Raw genomic sequence first — 16,045 nt, 5'->3', positions numbered from 1 at the left:
TGTGGCTTATGAAACTTTCGATTGATTTAGAGGCAATACTGAGCGGACACCAAAACCCCATTTACACCGTAGAAAACGGACCGGAACCCCATCATCTGTTTACCGGAGGCAATGACAAAGGATTGGTTCTTTGGGATTTAAACAAGATGAATTTTGAAAAAATTCTATTCCCGGTTCAATCGTCTATCTATTCTATTTGTTATAGTCAGGAGTACAAACTACTTTTTACCGGTGAACGTAGCGGTCAAATTAACATATACGATTTCGCCGCCAACAAGGCCCTCGCACCCCTTCTATACCACGAAAAGCCGGTTTTTGATATTAAGGTACTCAATAACAAAAAAGAATTATTAGCCGCATCTGAAGATGGGACGGTAAGTATATGGTGTTTAAAAACCTTTAAAAAACTACATCATTTAGCGATATCGGAAGATACGATCCGAACAATTGCACTGAGCCCTGATCAAAAAACAATTGCATTTGGCGCCAAGGATTCACGTATTTATCTATTTAATTCGGAGGATTATAGCTTCCAAAAATTGATTAAACAGCATACCATGCCCGTGACATCAATGACATTCTCACCCGATGGACGCCATTTCCTGTCGGGCGGACGGGACGCGAAACTATTTGTATATGATGCGGCGGACTATACACTGATCAAAGACATTACGGCGCATATGTATACCGTATACAGTATCGCCTATCACCCACATCTTCCCATATTCGCCACGGGCAGTCGTGATAAAAGTATCAAGCTTTGGGATGCAGAACATTTCGAATTGATTAAAACGGTTAGTTTTGAGAAAGGATACGACGCACATAAACTGTCGATCAATAAAATTGTCTGGAATAAGAATGCAGATCAGCTAGTTTCCGTAGGCGATGAAAAGCTAGCTTTTGTTTGGAATATCAAAAGCTCCTAATTTAGCTAAAAACCACCTAATTATTTTTTTGTTATATTTATGTAGTACAAGCAGAAACATAACAACAAAACTATGTCCGTAATCAAGAATTTTCAACGCATTTTAATAGCTATCGACGATAGTTCCTATTCTGAAAAGGCAGCTTTATATGGCTTCCATCTAGCACATATTATGAACGCAAGTGTCGCTTTGTTAAATGTAATGGATCCACCCGCTACAACCTATTCTGGCGACCCGCTACTTGGACAACAGCCCCTAGTGTTACCGGAAGTCGCTGAAATGCAGGAAGAAGCATCCAAAGCTATTTTAGAGCGATATGAGTCAAAATGGAACAGTACGAAAGAATTGCTTACTTTTAGCAAGATAGGAAACCCTCGAATAGAAATCCTTAGCACAGCTGAAGAATGGAACGCAGACTTGATCATCTTAGGAACCCATGGACGTACAGGCTTTGATCATTTTATTTCAGGTAGTGTTGCAGAAGGTGTGGCACGAAGATCCCTTTGTCCAGTCCTAATCGTACCCAATAAGACAGACTCATAGAAATCCATGAGCAAGCGAATCGCTAAGAAAAACTAGCCGCAAGGGCATTATTTTATTCGTTATGTAAGAATGCTTTTTTGGCTAGGAGTTCTTCTTCCGTCTCTCTTCTATCTTCATCATCCACACAACAGTCTACAGGACACACGGCAGCACATTGAGGTTCATCATGGAAGCCTACACACTCTGTACACTTGTCTGGTACGATATAGTACACTTCATCGGAAATTGGAGTTTGAACTTCTTCAGCATCAACTGTTCTTCCATCTGAAAAATCAATCATGCCTTTCAGTTCAGTACCGTCAGAATAGCGCCAAGCCTGTCCAGCATCGTAAATCGCATTATTAGGACATTCTGGTTCGCATGCCCCACAGTTAATACATTCGTCAGTGATTATAATCGCCATTATTCTGTTATTATAGCTTCTTTCTAAATATTAAAGTCTACTTAAGAAACATACTTGCATTAAGCTTAAAAATAAGTTTCCTATTTTTGTACACAAATATAAGGCATTATTAAGAAATAACAGTAAAAACCCACAGAAATTGACATCTTATCAACGATTCACTGCGTTATCAGAACTAAAGCAACGAATCCTTAGCCAAGGAACCGCTTTAGACGACATCATAACTGCCGCGCATCAGCGAAACCCATGGTTTACGCCGGAGCAAACTCGCCACGCTATCCACGCCAATCTTGATCTGTTAAACCAGGTCGACTTAGAAAATTGGATCAAACCCTATTTAGGCAACTTCGCAGAACTAAGCGATAAGACGGTCGGACTTATCTTAGCGGGCAATATCCCCATGGTAGGATTCCATGATGTCCTATCTTGCCTTATCGCCGGTTTTAAAATCCAGATTAAGGCATCTTCGGATGATAAGATTCTAATACCGTATATATTGAACGAGCTAATTGACATTGAACCTGAATTTCAATCAAGGATTAGTATAGTCGACAAACTAAGCAACTTTGATTTAATCATCGCTACCGGCAGTAACAATACTTCTCGTTATTTTGATTATTATTTCCGAAATGTCCCTCATATTATTCGAAAGAACCGTAATGGGATTGCAGTAGTGAGTAAAGATGATAGCAAAGAAGATTTACAAAAATTGGGGAGTGATATTTTTGACTATTTCGGTTTAGGATGTCGCAATGTTTCGAAAATTTTCTTTCCGAGAGGTTTCAACTACACCACTTTCTTTGAAGCAATAGAAAGCTTCTCAGAAATAAGTAACCATTATAAATACAACAACAACTACGAATACAACAAAGCAATCTACCTAGTTAATGGAGATGAGCACTTAGACAATGGCTTCCTCCTTCTTAAACGTGATGAACGTATCGCTTCTCCGTTGGGTGTTGTCTACTATGAAGAATACGACGATATCGATCAAGTAAAAAGGCGACTTGCTTCTGAGGCGGAAAACATCCAATGTCTCGTCGGAAATATCGACATGGATGCAAAAATTTCCAAAGTCGCCTTTGGTGAAAGTCAACAACCCGGCTTAAGTGATTACGCAGATGGGGTAAATATTTTGGATTTTTTAAATGCCAATAGGTAGTTTATCATTAACTTTGAAGCATGTACATTATTAAAGTAAAAGGAGTTGCAAAAATTCCAGATTATGTGCAATTGCGTGATGAGGAATTTACCCTTCTCGCATATTTCAGAGTCGACCGACCGGACAAATCCTTAGAGAAATTAGGCTTGGGAGACCAGAAAGACGCTATCATGAACGTTATAAATGAAATGCCCTTTGGAATCATTAAAAAATTAGAACTTTAAACATGGACTCAAACACAGTTATTGCCCTCAAAAGCGTAGACATATATCAACCACAGCATTTAGTACTTTCAAATGTCGCTCTGAGTGTCCAATCGGGTGAATTCGTTTACCTCATTGGTCAAACAGGCTCAGGAAAAAGTAGCCTATTAAAAGTCATTTATGGCGATTTGCCCATTGCAGCAGGCGAAGGACTGGTTGCAGGTTTTGATCTTAAAAAACTAGCTGAAAGAGATATTCCTTTTTTACGTAGAAAATTAGGTATTGTTTTCCAAGACTTTCATTTGTTAACCGATCGCACCATTGAAAAAAACCTAGAATTTGTGTTAAAGGCGACTGGCTGGAAGGATAAAAACACGATGCAAGAGCGTATGTTAGATGTACTTGAAAAAGTAGGACTTCGCTCCAAACTAAAGAAAATGCCACACGAACTTTCTGGTGGTGAGCAACAGAGAGTTGTAATTGCCCGTGCCCTGCTCAATAATCCCGAAGTCATTTTGGCGGATGAGCCCACCGGTAACCTCGATCCTGACACGTCTGAAGAAATTGTATTGCTCTTGAGGGAAATCAGCAGAAGTGGCACAGCCATTCTCATGGCGACACATGATTACCAGATCATTAAAAACCTTCCGTCGCGAATAATTAAAACCCAATCGGGGTCATTATTGGATAATATTGACATTCAATAGGCACGAACACTGCCATGTTGACGCACAAACGTATTTGGCAATACAATTGATAACACATTTCTGTATTATTTAACATAAATTATTCAAATGGAAGATAAAAATAAAGAGGAACATTTGGACAATAAGAACATTACGGACGAGTTAGAATCAGTGAACGAAGCTCGTAAACACGCAAAAAATGTAGCTGATAGCGAAGAAAGCTCAGACGATACTGCGGATTCCCCTGAAGATACTCTAAAGAAAGAACTTGCTGAAGCAAACGATAAATATGTACGTTTATACGCTGAGTTTGACAACTTTAAAAGACGTTCATCCAAAGAACGAATCGAGTTCTTACAGTCAGCAGGCAAAGATGTCATTGGCGACCTATTGCCTGTTATAGACGACTTCGACCGTGCTCTAAAAGCTGCAGAAAACACCGATAATATCGATTCCGTTAGAGAAGGAATCCTGTTAATTTCGCAGAAATTAAAAAAGACTTTAGAACTGAAAGGATTGAAGCCGATGGAGTCTATAAATCAACCGTTTGACGCTGATTTGCACGAAGCGGTAACCAAAATACCTGCACCGAGCGATGACTTAAAAGGCAAGGTGATAGACGAAGTAGAAAAAGGATATTTTCTAAATGACAAGGTACTTCGTTATGCAAAAGTGGTGGTTGGGAGTTAATAAGAGGTAGGATAAAAACAAAACAATGTCAAAGCGAGATTATTACGATGTATTAGGTATAACGAAATCTGCTACGCAGGCTGAGGTTAAGTCAGCTTATAGAAAATTAGCAATTAAGTACCATCCAGATAAAAACCCTGATAATAGCGAAGCGGAAGAAAAATTTAAGGAAGCTGCGGAGGCTTATGAAATCTTAAGCAACCCGGAAAAGCGAAGCAACTACGATCACTATGGTTTTGCTGGAGGTGGATTTGGCGGAGGCGGTCAAGGTGGCATGAATATGGATGATATATTCAGTCAATTTGGCGATATTTTCGGTGGCGCTGCTGGACAAGGTAGCCCGTTCGATAGTTTTTTCGGTGGCGGTGGCAGAAGCGGAGGTCGTCGTACCTCTCGTGGTTCTAATTTGCGCATTCGCGTCAAACTCACCTTAGAAGAAATTGCATCAGGTGTCGAAAAGAAGATTAAAGTCAACAAAAACGTTTCTTGTAAGCCGTGTAAAGGGACCGGAGCAAAAGATGGTGCATCTTTTGACAAATGTACAACCTGTAATGGCACGGGTACGGTAAGGAGAGTAACCAACACCATTCTCGGACAAATGCAAACAAGCAGTACCTGTCCAACTTGTGACGGTACAGGGAATATTATTTCCGACAAATGTGATACATGTCATGGAAATGGAGTTCATAAAGGCGAAGAAACGATTACTATTAATATCCCTCCCGGTGTAACTGAAGGAATCCAGCTTTCGATGGCTGGCAAGGGAAATGCTGCACCGCACGATGGTATTCCCGGCGATTTGATCATCGTTATCGATGAAGTACCACATGAAATTCTAAAACGTGAAGGTATAAATATTATATACGATCTTTATATAAGCTTCGTAGACGCCGCCTTAGGCACTTCCGTAGAAGTTCCGACCATCAATGGAAAGGCAAAAATTAAAATTGAACCGGGAACACAAGCCGGTAAAATTTTACGCCTTAAAGGTAAAGGTGTTCCGGAAGTCAATTCATATCACAAAGGAGACCAACTGGTATATGTAAATATTTGGACGCCTAAAACCTTATCAAAAGAGGAAAAAGCGCAACTTGAAGGCTTGCGCGAGTCAAGCAATTTTAAACCTCAACCCCGTAAAGGTGAAAAGAGCTTTTTCGAACGAATGAAAGAATATTTTGATTAGCAATCAGTTTGCAATAAATATCACTAGTCAATAGAATAAAAAAGCCCGTCGCGTAATAAGAGACGGGCTTTTTTTTATTTCCTTGTAACGAAACCTTTCACTAAGAGTCTAACGGAGTAAAGTAAGTTCGAATGTTAGAAATAACCGATATTGTTAAACAATACGCTAAACACACTGCCCTTGATCATGTTTCTTTTTCCATTCAGAAAGGCAGCATTTTTGGGCTTCTAGGACCAAATGGAGCAGGAAAAACATCTCTTATCCGTATCATAAATCAGATTACTGCTCCTGACCAGGGTACAATTCTATTCAATGGAGAACCGCTTAATGCCAATCACATTTCAAAAATTGGCTATCTCCCCGAAGAACGAGGTCTCTATAAGAAAATGTTGATTGGTGATCAAATGTTATATTTGGCTCAATTAAAAGGTCTATCCAAAAAAGAAGCCACCAATCGGATTAAACACTGGTTTGAAAAAATGGACATGCAGAGCTGGTGGGAAAAGAAAGTGGAAGACTTAAGTAAAGGGATGCAGCAGAAAGTTCAGTTTGTAGCAACAGTAATTCACCAACCCGATCTCATTATCCTTGACGAACCTTTTTCTGGCTTTGACCCCGTCAACGTTGATATTATAAAAAATGAAATTATCAACTTAAATAAGAACGGCGCAACCATCATCTTCTCTACCCACCGGATGGAGTCGGTTGAGGAACTATGTGATACGATTGTTTTACTTAACAAATCGAAGAAGATATTGGACGGCAAGGTTTCTGATGTTAAAAACGCATATAGAAACAATCGTTTTCAAATCAAATATAGCAGTCCGACCGCAACGCCGCTACGCGAACCGGAAAATCATGACGCGTTTCAAATCATTCAGAACCAACAAGTCGGAACTGAGTATAACAGTATTGTCGAAGTAACAGACGGGCATAGCATCAATGATGTACTAAGCTATTTTATCACACAAGTAGAGGTGCATGAACTGAAGGAGATCATCCCCAGTATTCATGATATTTTTGTTCAAAAAGTAAAAGAAACTCATTAACAATGGAAAAGATACTTCTCATTATAAAACGTGAATACTTCAGTCGTGTAAAAAAGAAATCTTTTCTTGTCGGCACCTTTCTGGTACCGCTAATTTTCATCGGTATGTGGGGTGGTATCATCGCGCTCTCGATCCAAGATTCAACCTCTGAAGCTAACATAAAAGTAATTGATGATAGCGGATTGATACTAGATGAATTATCCGATACAGAATCAATAAAATTTGAAGAAGCTACGGCCGACGCCGACACAGAAAGAAAAGCTATTCTAGACACCGAAGATCAATACCTCCTTCTCATTCCGGAAGATATAGTTGAAAGCGAAAGACTACAATTATTATCATCTAACAAGGCGAGTATCTTTATTCAGTCGGAAATTGAAGGACAAGTAGAGGGTATTCTCAATACCATCAAGTTAACCGAGGCAGGCATCGATGAAGAGACACTGCAATCGATCAATCCCAATGTTAGAATAACCACACTGGAGGTCACAGAGACCGGCGAAAAGGAATCCAATGCGGGTGTAGCAATGGGTATCGGGATGGCTGCTGCTATTTTAATCTATTTAAGTCTATTCATATACGGAGCTCAGGTTATGCGAGGCGTCATTGAAGAAAAAAACAACCGTATCGTCGAAGTAATTATATCTTCTGTTCGTCCATTTCAGCTCATGATGGGAAAGATTGTAGGAATCGGCCTCGTAGGTTTAACTCAATTCTTTTTATGGATCATACTTTCGGGAGCACTCATGACCGCAGGCAGCTTAATACTTGCATCGCAAATGCCCGAAATGGACACCGAGCAGCTGACTTCTGCGGCAAGTACAATGAACAGTTCGCAAGCGGCCAGCATTGCTCAAGACAGCTTTATGGGCGATATCCAAAACGTTTTAGATGGCATTAACTTTCCATACATCATTGGCTCTTTCCTAGTCTTCTTTTTAGGTGGCTATCTGCTTTATAGTGCTCTTTTCGCTGCTGTAGGTTCAGCCGTAGACAATGAAACCGAAACGCAGCAGTTCATGCTGCCTATCACCATGCCGCTGCTGTTTACCTATGTCATGGCCTTCAGCCTCTTAATCCGAGACCCACATGGCCCTTTAAGCTTCTGGCTCAGCATGATCCCCTTTACCTCTCCGATCGCTATGATGGTTCGAATCCCCTTTGGAGTACCTCTCTGGGAAATTCTTTTATCCGTAGCGTTGCTAATCGGCGGATTTATTCTAACAACTTGGGTTGCCGCAAGAATCTATCGTGTAGGTATCCTTATGTATGGAAAGAAAGCTAGTTATAAAGAATTGATCAAATGGTTTAGTTACAAACGATAGGCAGCTGAATCGAAGAAAACAAAAGGAAAAGAATGACTATATCGTGTAAGATATTTGATGAACTAACAACTAAGGAGCTGTACGATCTGCTACAGCTCCGTTCTGAAATATTTGTCGTTGAACAGCAATGCGCATATTTGGACATAGATGGAGTCGATTTCCAATGCCATCACCTCTTGATTTATGATCATAATGACAAACTTCAGGCTTACGCGCGTTTAATTCCAGCCGGACTGACCTTCTTGGAGAACTCAATCGGCCGGATTGTCACCCGAGAACACGGAAATGGTTTAGGTAAAATCTTAATGAAAGTAGCCTTGGTTGAAATGAATAATATCTTTGGAGACCGGCCCATTCGAATCGGAGCACAGATGCAAGCATTACCATTCTATCGCAATTTCGGCTTCATTGAAGATGGCGAACCCTATGATGAGGACGGCATCGATCATATCGAAATGATTCGCGTCGATAGGAACTAAAGCTTCCTATCGACATCCCAAGCTTCTAGGTACTCTCCGATTCTCTTCAGGAACATACCACCCAATGCACCATCCACTACTCGGTGGTCATAAGACAAGGACATCATCATTTTTTGTCGGATAGCAATCACATCGCCATGCTCCGTTTCCAATACTGCTGGCTTTTTATTGATACTTCCAATCGCCAGGATCGCTACCTGTGGTTGATTGATAATCGGCGTGCCCATCATACTTCCAAAGGAACCCACATTTGTCACAGTGAAGGTTCCACCTTGCGTTTCATCAGGCTTTAATTTATTCGTTCTGGCACGATCCGCTAGGTCATTCACAGCTTTTGTCAAGCCTACCAAATTAAATTGGTCAGCATTTCGTATCACTGGAACAATAAGATTGCCAGACGGTAAAGCCGCAGCCATACCTACGTTAATATTTGCCTTCTTAATAATCTGCGTCCCAGAAACAGATATATTGATCATCGGGTAATCACGGATTGCCTTAGCCACCGCTTCAATAAAGATTGGCGTATAGGTAATCTTCACCCCCTCCTTCTTTTCAAAATCGCCTTTTATCTTATTTCGCCAGTTCACCAGATTGGTTACGTCTACCTCGACAAAGGAACAAACATGCGGAGAAGTCTGAACACTATCTACCATATGCTGAGCAATAAGCTTACGCATACGATCCATTTCAATGATTTCGTCACCGCTGTCGTTAACAATCGGTGCTACAGGGCCTGCTTGCTTTGACGTCCCTATTTGTTGTCTGGCAGTTTCGCCAGTTGACCCTTGTGTACTCTCAGCTTGAGATGAGGCACTAGACACTCGCCCTCGCTTTTTATTCTCGATATACTCTAAAATATCTCTTTTTGTCACCCTGCCTTCCAGTCCTGACCCAGCAATCTTATCCAACTCATCCGCCTCTATTCCTTCTTCGGTTGCAATACTTTTAACAAGCGGTGAATAAAAACGACCACTTTTCGAGCTTTCGTTCAGCAAATCTAGTCCGGGTATGGCAATAGTTTCGTCCTCTCCTGCATGCGGATCAGGATTCGTTACTTCCATATCAATCCCTCCAACTTCAACCTCAGCATCTTCTACATCAGCGTCTTCAATCTCAATAGACTCGTTATCATTATCTCCTGTACTCACATCATCAGCATCAGTCTCGACCCTATCGTCAGCAACATCCGCTGCTTCATTTTCGTCGTCCTCACCTTCAATCTCCAACACAGCAATTACATCACCCACTTGCGCTACGCTATCCTCGGCGAAAAGCTGTTCAATCAGCTTGCCTTCTACAGGTGATGGAACATCAGAGTCCACCTTATCTGTTGCGATATCAACGATGGACTCATCCTCCTCAATTAAATCGCCCGGTTGCTTAAGCCATTTAACGATAGTCGCTTCCGAAACACTTTCGCCCATTCGTGGAAGAATTAGATTATATTTTGCCATATTTTCAGATTCTTAGATAAGCTAAGTTAAAAAATAATTACAAATTCTCTTCGCTTATTAATCGGTACAACATATATAAAGCACTGGTTGCGGCTCTTATTATATTGTCTTCCCGCCTTTTACCAAACAAAAATTTTGTAGAAACAGTTTTTGACAATCCAGTCACTGCAATCCATACAGTGCCAACTGGGTTCTCTTCAGTACCGCCGTCCGGTCCTGCATAGCCAGTAATAGAAACAGCATAGTCAGACTTCAAACGCTTTTTAACACCTAAAACCATTTCCACAGCAGTCTGTTCACTTACCGCCGTATAGCGTTCTATAGTTTCTGCCTTCACATCCAACTCGGCCTCCTTTACAGCCTCCGCATAACTAACTATCGACCCCAAAAACACTTGCCCGCTTCCCGGAACAGTTGTCACTAAGTGAGAGAAATAACCTCCTGTACAACTTTCCGCAGCAGCAATCGTATAGCCTAGACGTTCCGTCCTTTTTAGCAAGGTATGTTGGAGGGTATCTTCCGTGTCATTGATATAATATTCTGGTATCAACGCCTTTATCGCGTCGGCATATTTATTTACTTGAGCTTCTAATTCCGAAAGATCATAATGATGCCCTTCGGATGTACTCAACCGTAGTCGCACCTGCCCATAGGTAGGCAAATAAGCCAAATGAATATAATTCGGCAATGCCGCTTCAATCGGTGCAATCGTCGCCGCCAGAAAAGACTCGCCAATTCCGGCCGTCAAAATTGTCTTATGTACATGAACTTCCCTCCCATGCATATCGGCCAACCGCGGGATAACCTCGTGCGTCATCAAATACTTCATTTCCGTTGGAACACCTGGTAATACGGCATAAAAGATATCATCTTTCTTTATCCACATACCCGGCGCCGTCCCAGCTCGGTTAAACATCACCTCCGCATTCGCCAATACCTCTGCCTGCTGCATATTCTCCGGTGGCATTACTCGCTTGTATTTCGCAAATATTTCCTCGACATGAATAAGGACATCTTTGTCGACAACCAGTTCCGTATCGAAATACTCGATTAATGCATCCTTAGTAACGTCATCTTTTGTCGGCCCCAAGCCACCTGTCATAATAATTACGCCCGAGCGACTAGCCGCTAGGGATAGCGCACCCTTAATATCTTGCGTATCATCAGACACGACCGAAATATGAGTAACATTCACACCAATATCTCCCAGATGAGCACAGATCCAACTAGAATTTGTATCCACAATCTGCCCAATCAATATTTCATCTCCGATGACAAGCAGTTCGGCATTCATATTTTATAGAATCAGTATAATTAGAAGCTGTTATAGTAATCGTTCCGTTTTGTCAGCTTAAGATCTTGTAATACAGAAGCTTTAATTCGCAATGTAAAAGTATAACTTCGGTAGGTTCCAAAGGGTATCCATCCGAAAGACATATCCCAACAATGCAAATCCCTGTAAATATTAAACTGCGTTAGCGTGATCTTTTGGGCTTGAAAATCATACCCGGTATTGTATTGAATTTTCCATTTCGGTGTGATACTCAGGTCTCCATACAAGTTCAGCGTACTTGTTATGTTACTCCGATTACCCTGATTTGAATAATAGAAACTAAAGGAAGCCGCCACGTTCCAAGGCACCTTAAAGTCGACAAATGCATTCGGATCCGACGTAATCCGATTCAACTGATTTCGTTGATCGGGAGTCAATCCTTCTGGACTTTCGCTCAATGCATCCAACTTTTCATTCCTACTTTTCGATGCCTCCGAATTCAAACTATAGTCCATCGATACCCCAAAATTCGTTAACCTAGCCAACTTACCGTCCTCAATAGCGAAGCGGTCCACTCGGCGTCCCAATTCCTTATCATATACATAGGGGTCTAGCGACCCGTTAAAACTAATTCCGAGTTGATCGTCAAACAGTGCCGTTCTACCCGAGAAGCTAATATTAGAAAGTTTGAAAGAGTCCGCCACAAAATTGTAGTTCCCGTTAAACGAAAGCCCTTGCAATATCTTAATCTTCTTAAAGCCTGTACTATCTTCAGTAGACCGCACTTTCGCTTCAATATTATTATCTACCGAGAAACCGATACCCATCGATTCTCCTCGACCTGGTCCTCCAAAAATAGCATTCTCGTAAATCGAATACATACTCTCTTGCCCCCGTTCATTCTGATAGCGGCGGTAGAAACCGAAACGCGGGTCCGAGAAGTCTGGACGATAATTAAAATTAACGGATGGCGTAATCACATGACGAATGGCAGCAAGCTTTCCTTTAAATTCCTTCATCCCGTAAATTTTTGTCGACAGTCCGGACGACAGAGAATAATCATAAGCCCTGCTAAAGCCGGAAACCGTATCCGTATTCTGAACAAATCCGCCGGCAGTGTTATCAAGTCCCTTCCGGATCGTCTGAAAATACCAGCGTTCTGTATAGTTTACACTTGAGTTAAACTGGAAAAACTTAAATGCATTCAGAGACAAACTAATGGGGATATTATGTTGGAACCCGTTTTGGAATTGCCGAAGTGTTTCCTTGTCGAATATATTACTCTCTGTAGCGTTCAGCGTGTTCCTTCCCTGCAAACTATAACCCATATTAATTCGCTGATACCATTTCTGCTCACCAATCCTATCTTTCGAATCAAAGGGATTAAAGGAGGTCATATTCAGGTTAAAAGAGGGCAGCTCTAAATAGATCGTCTTTGCGGAAATATCCTGGCGGTGCGATAAAGACGAAGTGAAGTTAAAGCGCCCATCACCAAAGATTTTTCCGTAGGAAATTGATGAAGACATCGAGTTCTTAGTTATTTGATCAAAATCGTAACTACCACCCGCTGCTGTTTCTCTAAAATACGAACCCGTTCCTACATCAACCGAGGCCGTGAATGATGTTCCCGGATTTGCTTCTTGACGTTGACTGTGATTCCAGGTAATGTTAAAATTCTGTTGCGGTCTATATTGAGGCGTACCTTCCACTCCTGATCGGATATTGGCATAACGTAAACTAAATCCGCCATCATACTTGTAATTCTTTCTATAACGAGTTCGAAGCGATCCTTCATAAGAACCTTTTGAATACAATGTTCCACGCACCTCAGCATCCCAATAATCGTTAAAGCCAAAATACCACCCAATATCCCGCATAAAGAAGCCCCGCGTATAGTCTTCGCCAAAGGTTGGAAAAAGAAAACCTGATGCTCTTTCATTCATTTTTGGAAAAAAGCCAAAGGGTACCGTTATAAACGGAAGCGGCACATCTTCCACCACCAAGTACGCCGGTCCCGTAACAATATTTTTCTCAGACACCACACCCCGGCTAATATGAATACCAAAATGCGTATGAGGTTCAGGTAAATTACACGTGCTATACATGGCATCTTTAATAGACGCCTCATCATACTCATTCTTTTTTAACTCCTGGGCTTGAATAAACCCACCTTCTACTTCGGAAAAAACACCGAAGACCTTCACCTTTTTGGTTGAAAAGTTATAGTAAAGAGAGTCGGTAGTGGTCGGAGGCTCTGTAGCTGTCTTAAAAATCGGTCGTCCGCGGTAATTATGGTTATGGTCGTACGAGCCACTCGCATACAGCGTATTTGTGTTTTTATCTACACGGATATAGTCGGCCGTCAGCTCAAAATCTTGATACTTGATTTTCGCATTGCCTAAGAAGTGGATTTGATTGTTCTTGAAATCGGTGATCGTCGTGTCTCCCACCTGGTTAATTGGCGCATCGATCGCATTCCCTTGATTCGCTACCGAGTCTTGTTGCGGCGAACCCTGTTGCATTCCCGAGAGCGAGTCGGTGGGCAAACTATCCACACCCAGACTATCCACGAGCGTAGTATCCATTGGGTTAAGCGTACTAACTTTCAGGGTGGTATCAACACGGATCCGTGTTGTATCAACCTCGTTCACTTCCTGTGCAGATACTGAAAGAACAGAAAAGACCGTTATAATGAATAAAAATAGTTTAAAAATGCCGCTTCTCAATTTCAAAATAATGACTATGAATAGTACTTTTGTAATAACGTTCCCGCGTCGTCAAAAATAAGGAAAATTAATTGACGTAGCTCGCACGTAATCGAAATTACTTATATTAACTAAAAATATTAATAAAAATTGCCGTTGCACCTATGAAACACAAGATTTCAATTCACACGCTCAGCATCTATATCATTATCTTTTCGTCTTTCTCCTTTTTTTCATTCACGAACCCTGTTGCGAGCACGAATGATAAAAAACCTGCACCCTATAAGATCAAAACAATTGTCATTGATCCTGGTCACGGCGGTCATGATGGAGCCACTCGCGGCGTAATTGCGCGTGAAAAAGATGTTGCTTTACAGATCTCCTTAAAACTTGGCAAGAGTATTGAGAAAGAAATGAAGGATGTAAAGGTTATTTATACCAGAAAAACGGATATCTTCGTCAAATTATATGAACGTATCGCTATTGCCAATGCTAATAATGCTGATCTATTCATTTCCGTTCACTGTAATTCGATGCCCAAGCGTCCGGGGACAGAAAAAGTAAGCGGAACCGAAACATTTATATCCGGATTCCATCGCTTAGGAGAGCAAGATGTAGCCATGCGTGAAAACGCATCCATCCTATTGGAAGAAAATTACGAAGAGAATTACAACTTCGATCCGAAAGATCCGGAAAGTTTGATTATCTTCTCATTGATGAAGAATCAGTATCGTAATCAGAGTTTTCGCCTAGCAAGTCTTGTGCAAGAGGAATTTGCCAAATCAGGACGGGTGAACCGTGGCGTAAAGGAACAAGGTTTGGCGGTATTAGCACGTGCGGGGATGCCAGCTATTCTAACAGAGCTTGGCTTTATCAGCAATCGTGCTGAAGAACGATACATGACCTCGGCAGAAGGCCAAGCAGAGATCGTTAAAAATTTAACAGATGCCATTAAGGCTTATAAAGCTGAAGTTGAACAGTAATTAGACACCAAAAAAGAAAGATTTTGAAAATTGCAAACGAAACTAAAGTCGGTATTCTAGCCACAGTAGCTATCGCCATCCTCGTATTGGGATATGCCTTCTTAAAGGGGAACGATGTGTTTACATCTGAAAATACATATTACGCATCTTATGATCAAGTAGACGGACTGACGGTTTCAAAGCCTGTCTTTGTAAACGGTTATCAGATTGGCCGGGTTTCCGCCTTGACGTTGAAACCGACCGGTGATATTCTGACAGAGTTTAAAATTGACAAAAAATACGAGATCCCACGAAACACAACGGCAAGAATTGCCAGCACCGACTTACTGGGTAGTAAAGCCATTGTTTTCGAACTTGGTGATGCTCCCGAGTACGCTGAAAGCGGCGACACTTTAAATGCCGATATACAGAAGAATATCATGGAACAGGTGGAGCCCGTTCAAAAGAAAGCAGAAGCTGTTTTCGTGATGCTCGATTCCGTTTTAACCTCCATCAATAATACGGTAAACCCCGAATTCCAGAAGAATATCAACCGAAGTCTTGCCAGTATCGCGAACACGCTTCAGACACTAGAAAACACAGCAACGCAAGTTGACGGCATGGTAGGTACCCAAAAATCAAAAATATCAGGGATCTTAACCAATTTGGAATCGATATCAAACAATCTGAATCAAAATAACGAACGAATTTCTAATGTCTTCGCCAACCTTGAAACCATCAGTGATAATGCAGCAAAATTAGATTTCACACAGACCATGGCTAAAGCAGACAAAGCTGTTGCCGACCTACAGTCCATCACAAACAATCTAAATGAAGGTAACGGCTCTTTAGGTAAATTATTAAACGATGACTCGCTTTATAACAACCTTGAAGATGCGTCTCAAAGTCTAGATAAGTTGATTATCGATATGAAAGAGAATCCGAAGCGTTATTTACACTTCTCTGTATTCGGCAGGAAAAACAACTAAGGCGGATGGACGT

General features: G+C 41.3%; 16 protein-coding genes. 12 read left to right on the top strand and 4 right to left on the bottom strand.

Translation table 11 applies throughout. The features are described 5' to 3' along the window. Positions 1-8 precede the first annotated feature (8 nt). Positions 9-926, top strand: a complete 918-nt coding sequence (locus tag WKR92_RS13135) for a WD40 repeat domain-containing protein (protein ID WP_375558292.1) — start codon at positions 9-11, stop codon at positions 924-926. A gap of 72 nt (positions 927-998) precedes the next feature. Beyond that, complete coding sequence (locus WKR92_RS13130) at positions 999-1,469, top strand: universal stress protein (RefSeq protein ID WP_375558291.1); 471 nt, start codon at positions 999-1,001, stop codon at positions 1,467-1,469. A gap of 52 nt (positions 1,470-1,521) precedes the next feature. Here WKR92_RS13130 and WKR92_RS13125 read toward each other — a convergent pair whose 3' ends face one another. Then, complete coding sequence (locus WKR92_RS13125) at positions 1,522-1,872, bottom strand: 4Fe-4S binding protein (protein ID WP_375558290.1); 351 nt, start codon at positions 1,870-1,872, stop codon at positions 1,522-1,524. Between the two features lie 139 nt (positions 1,873-2,011). Between WKR92_RS13125 and WKR92_RS13120 the strand changes: the two genes are divergently transcribed. The 8 genes from WKR92_RS13120 to WKR92_RS13085 all read left to right on the top strand — a co-directional run bounded on the left by WKR92_RS13120 (position 2,012) and on the right by WKR92_RS13085 (position 8,649). Beyond that, positions 2,012-3,034 carry an acyl-CoA reductase gene (locus WKR92_RS13120; RefSeq protein WP_375558289.1) on the top strand — a complete coding sequence of 341 codons (1,023 nt, stop codon included), beginning with the start codon at positions 2,012-2,014 and terminating at the stop codon, positions 3,032-3,034. 20 nt (positions 3,035-3,054) lie between these two features. Continuing rightward, complete coding sequence (locus WKR92_RS13115; RefSeq protein ID WP_375558288.1) at positions 3,055-3,258, top strand: fructose-6-phosphate aldolase; 204 nt, start codon at positions 3,055-3,057, stop codon at positions 3,256-3,258. Between the two features lie 2 nt (positions 3,259-3,260). After that, positions 3,261-3,944, top strand: a complete 684-nt coding sequence (locus WKR92_RS13110; RefSeq protein ID WP_375558287.1) for a cell division ATP-binding protein FtsE — start codon at positions 3,261-3,263, stop codon at positions 3,942-3,944. Between the two features lie 87 nt (positions 3,945-4,031). Further along, positions 4,032-4,613 (top strand): nucleotide exchange factor GrpE, encoded by a 582-nt coding sequence (locus WKR92_RS13105; RefSeq protein WP_375558286.1) that lies wholly within the window; start codon positions 4,032-4,034, stop codon positions 4,611-4,613. A 25-nt stretch (positions 4,614-4,638) separates the two neighbouring features. Beyond that, entirely contained in the window at positions 4,639-5,796 is a 1,158-nt protein-coding gene (gene dnaJ, locus WKR92_RS13100; RefSeq protein WP_375558285.1) for a molecular chaperone DnaJ, read from the top strand. A gap of 131 nt (positions 5,797-5,927) precedes the next feature. Then, entirely contained in the window at positions 5,928-6,845 is a 918-nt protein-coding gene (locus WKR92_RS13095) for an ABC transporter ATP-binding protein (protein ID WP_375558284.1), read from the top strand. A gap of 2 nt (positions 6,846-6,847) precedes the next feature. Then, positions 6,848-8,170 carry an ABC transporter permease gene (locus WKR92_RS13090; RefSeq protein ID WP_375558283.1) on the top strand — a complete coding sequence of 441 codons (1,323 nt, stop codon included), beginning with the start codon at positions 6,848-6,850 and terminating at the stop codon, positions 8,168-8,170. Between the two features lie 32 nt (positions 8,171-8,202). Continuing rightward, on the top strand, positions 8,203-8,649 hold the full coding sequence (locus tag WKR92_RS13085; RefSeq protein WP_375558282.1) for a GNAT family N-acetyltransferase: 447 nt from the start codon (positions 8,203-8,205) through the stop codon (positions 8,647-8,649). On the opposite strand, the gene WKR92_RS13080 is transcribed toward WKR92_RS13085, so the two are convergent. The 3 genes from WKR92_RS13080 to WKR92_RS13070 are packed head-to-tail and all read right to left on the bottom strand — an operon-like array spanning position 8,646 to position 14,108. Continuing rightward, positions 8,646-10,103 carry a dihydrolipoamide acetyltransferase family protein gene (locus WKR92_RS13080; RefSeq protein ID WP_375558281.1) on the bottom strand — a complete coding sequence of 486 codons (1,458 nt, stop codon included), beginning with the start codon at positions 10,101-10,103 and terminating at the stop codon, positions 8,646-8,648. The two genes, WKR92_RS13085 and WKR92_RS13080, sit on opposite strands and share 4 nt — an antisense overlap. 37 nt (positions 10,104-10,140) lie before the next feature. Further along, entirely contained in the window at positions 10,141-11,397 is a 1,257-nt protein-coding gene (locus WKR92_RS13075) for a competence/damage-inducible protein A (protein ID WP_375558280.1), read from the bottom strand. Between the two features lie 20 nt (positions 11,398-11,417). After that, complete coding sequence (locus tag WKR92_RS13070) at positions 11,418-14,108, bottom strand: putative LPS assembly protein LptD (protein ID WP_375558279.1); 2,691 nt, start codon at positions 14,106-14,108, stop codon at positions 11,418-11,420. Between the two features lie 137 nt (positions 14,109-14,245). On the opposite strand from WKR92_RS13070, the gene WKR92_RS13065 reads away from it, so the two are divergent. Both WKR92_RS13065 and WKR92_RS13060 read left to right on the top strand, forming a co-directional pair. Then, positions 14,246-15,064, top strand: coding sequence for an N-acetylmuramoyl-L-alanine amidase family protein (locus WKR92_RS13065; RefSeq protein ID WP_375558278.1), 819 nt, complete (start codon positions 14,246-14,248; stop codon positions 15,062-15,064). Positions 15,065-15,087: 23 nt separating this feature from the next. Continuing rightward, positions 15,088-16,032 (top strand): MlaD family protein, encoded by a 945-nt coding sequence (locus WKR92_RS13060; RefSeq protein WP_375558277.1) that lies wholly within the window; start codon positions 15,088-15,090, stop codon positions 16,030-16,032. The last annotated feature ends 13 nt before the right edge of the window (positions 16,033-16,045 follow it).

Source organism: Albibacterium profundi (genome assembly GCF_042159835.1).
In the GTDB taxonomy this organism is placed as follows: domain Bacteria; phylum Bacteroidota; class Bacteroidia; order Sphingobacteriales; family Sphingobacteriaceae; genus Albibacterium; species Albibacterium profundi.
The sequence above is the reverse complement of the archived record's forward strand: the minus strand, read 5'-3'. Positions and strand labels throughout refer to the sequence as shown.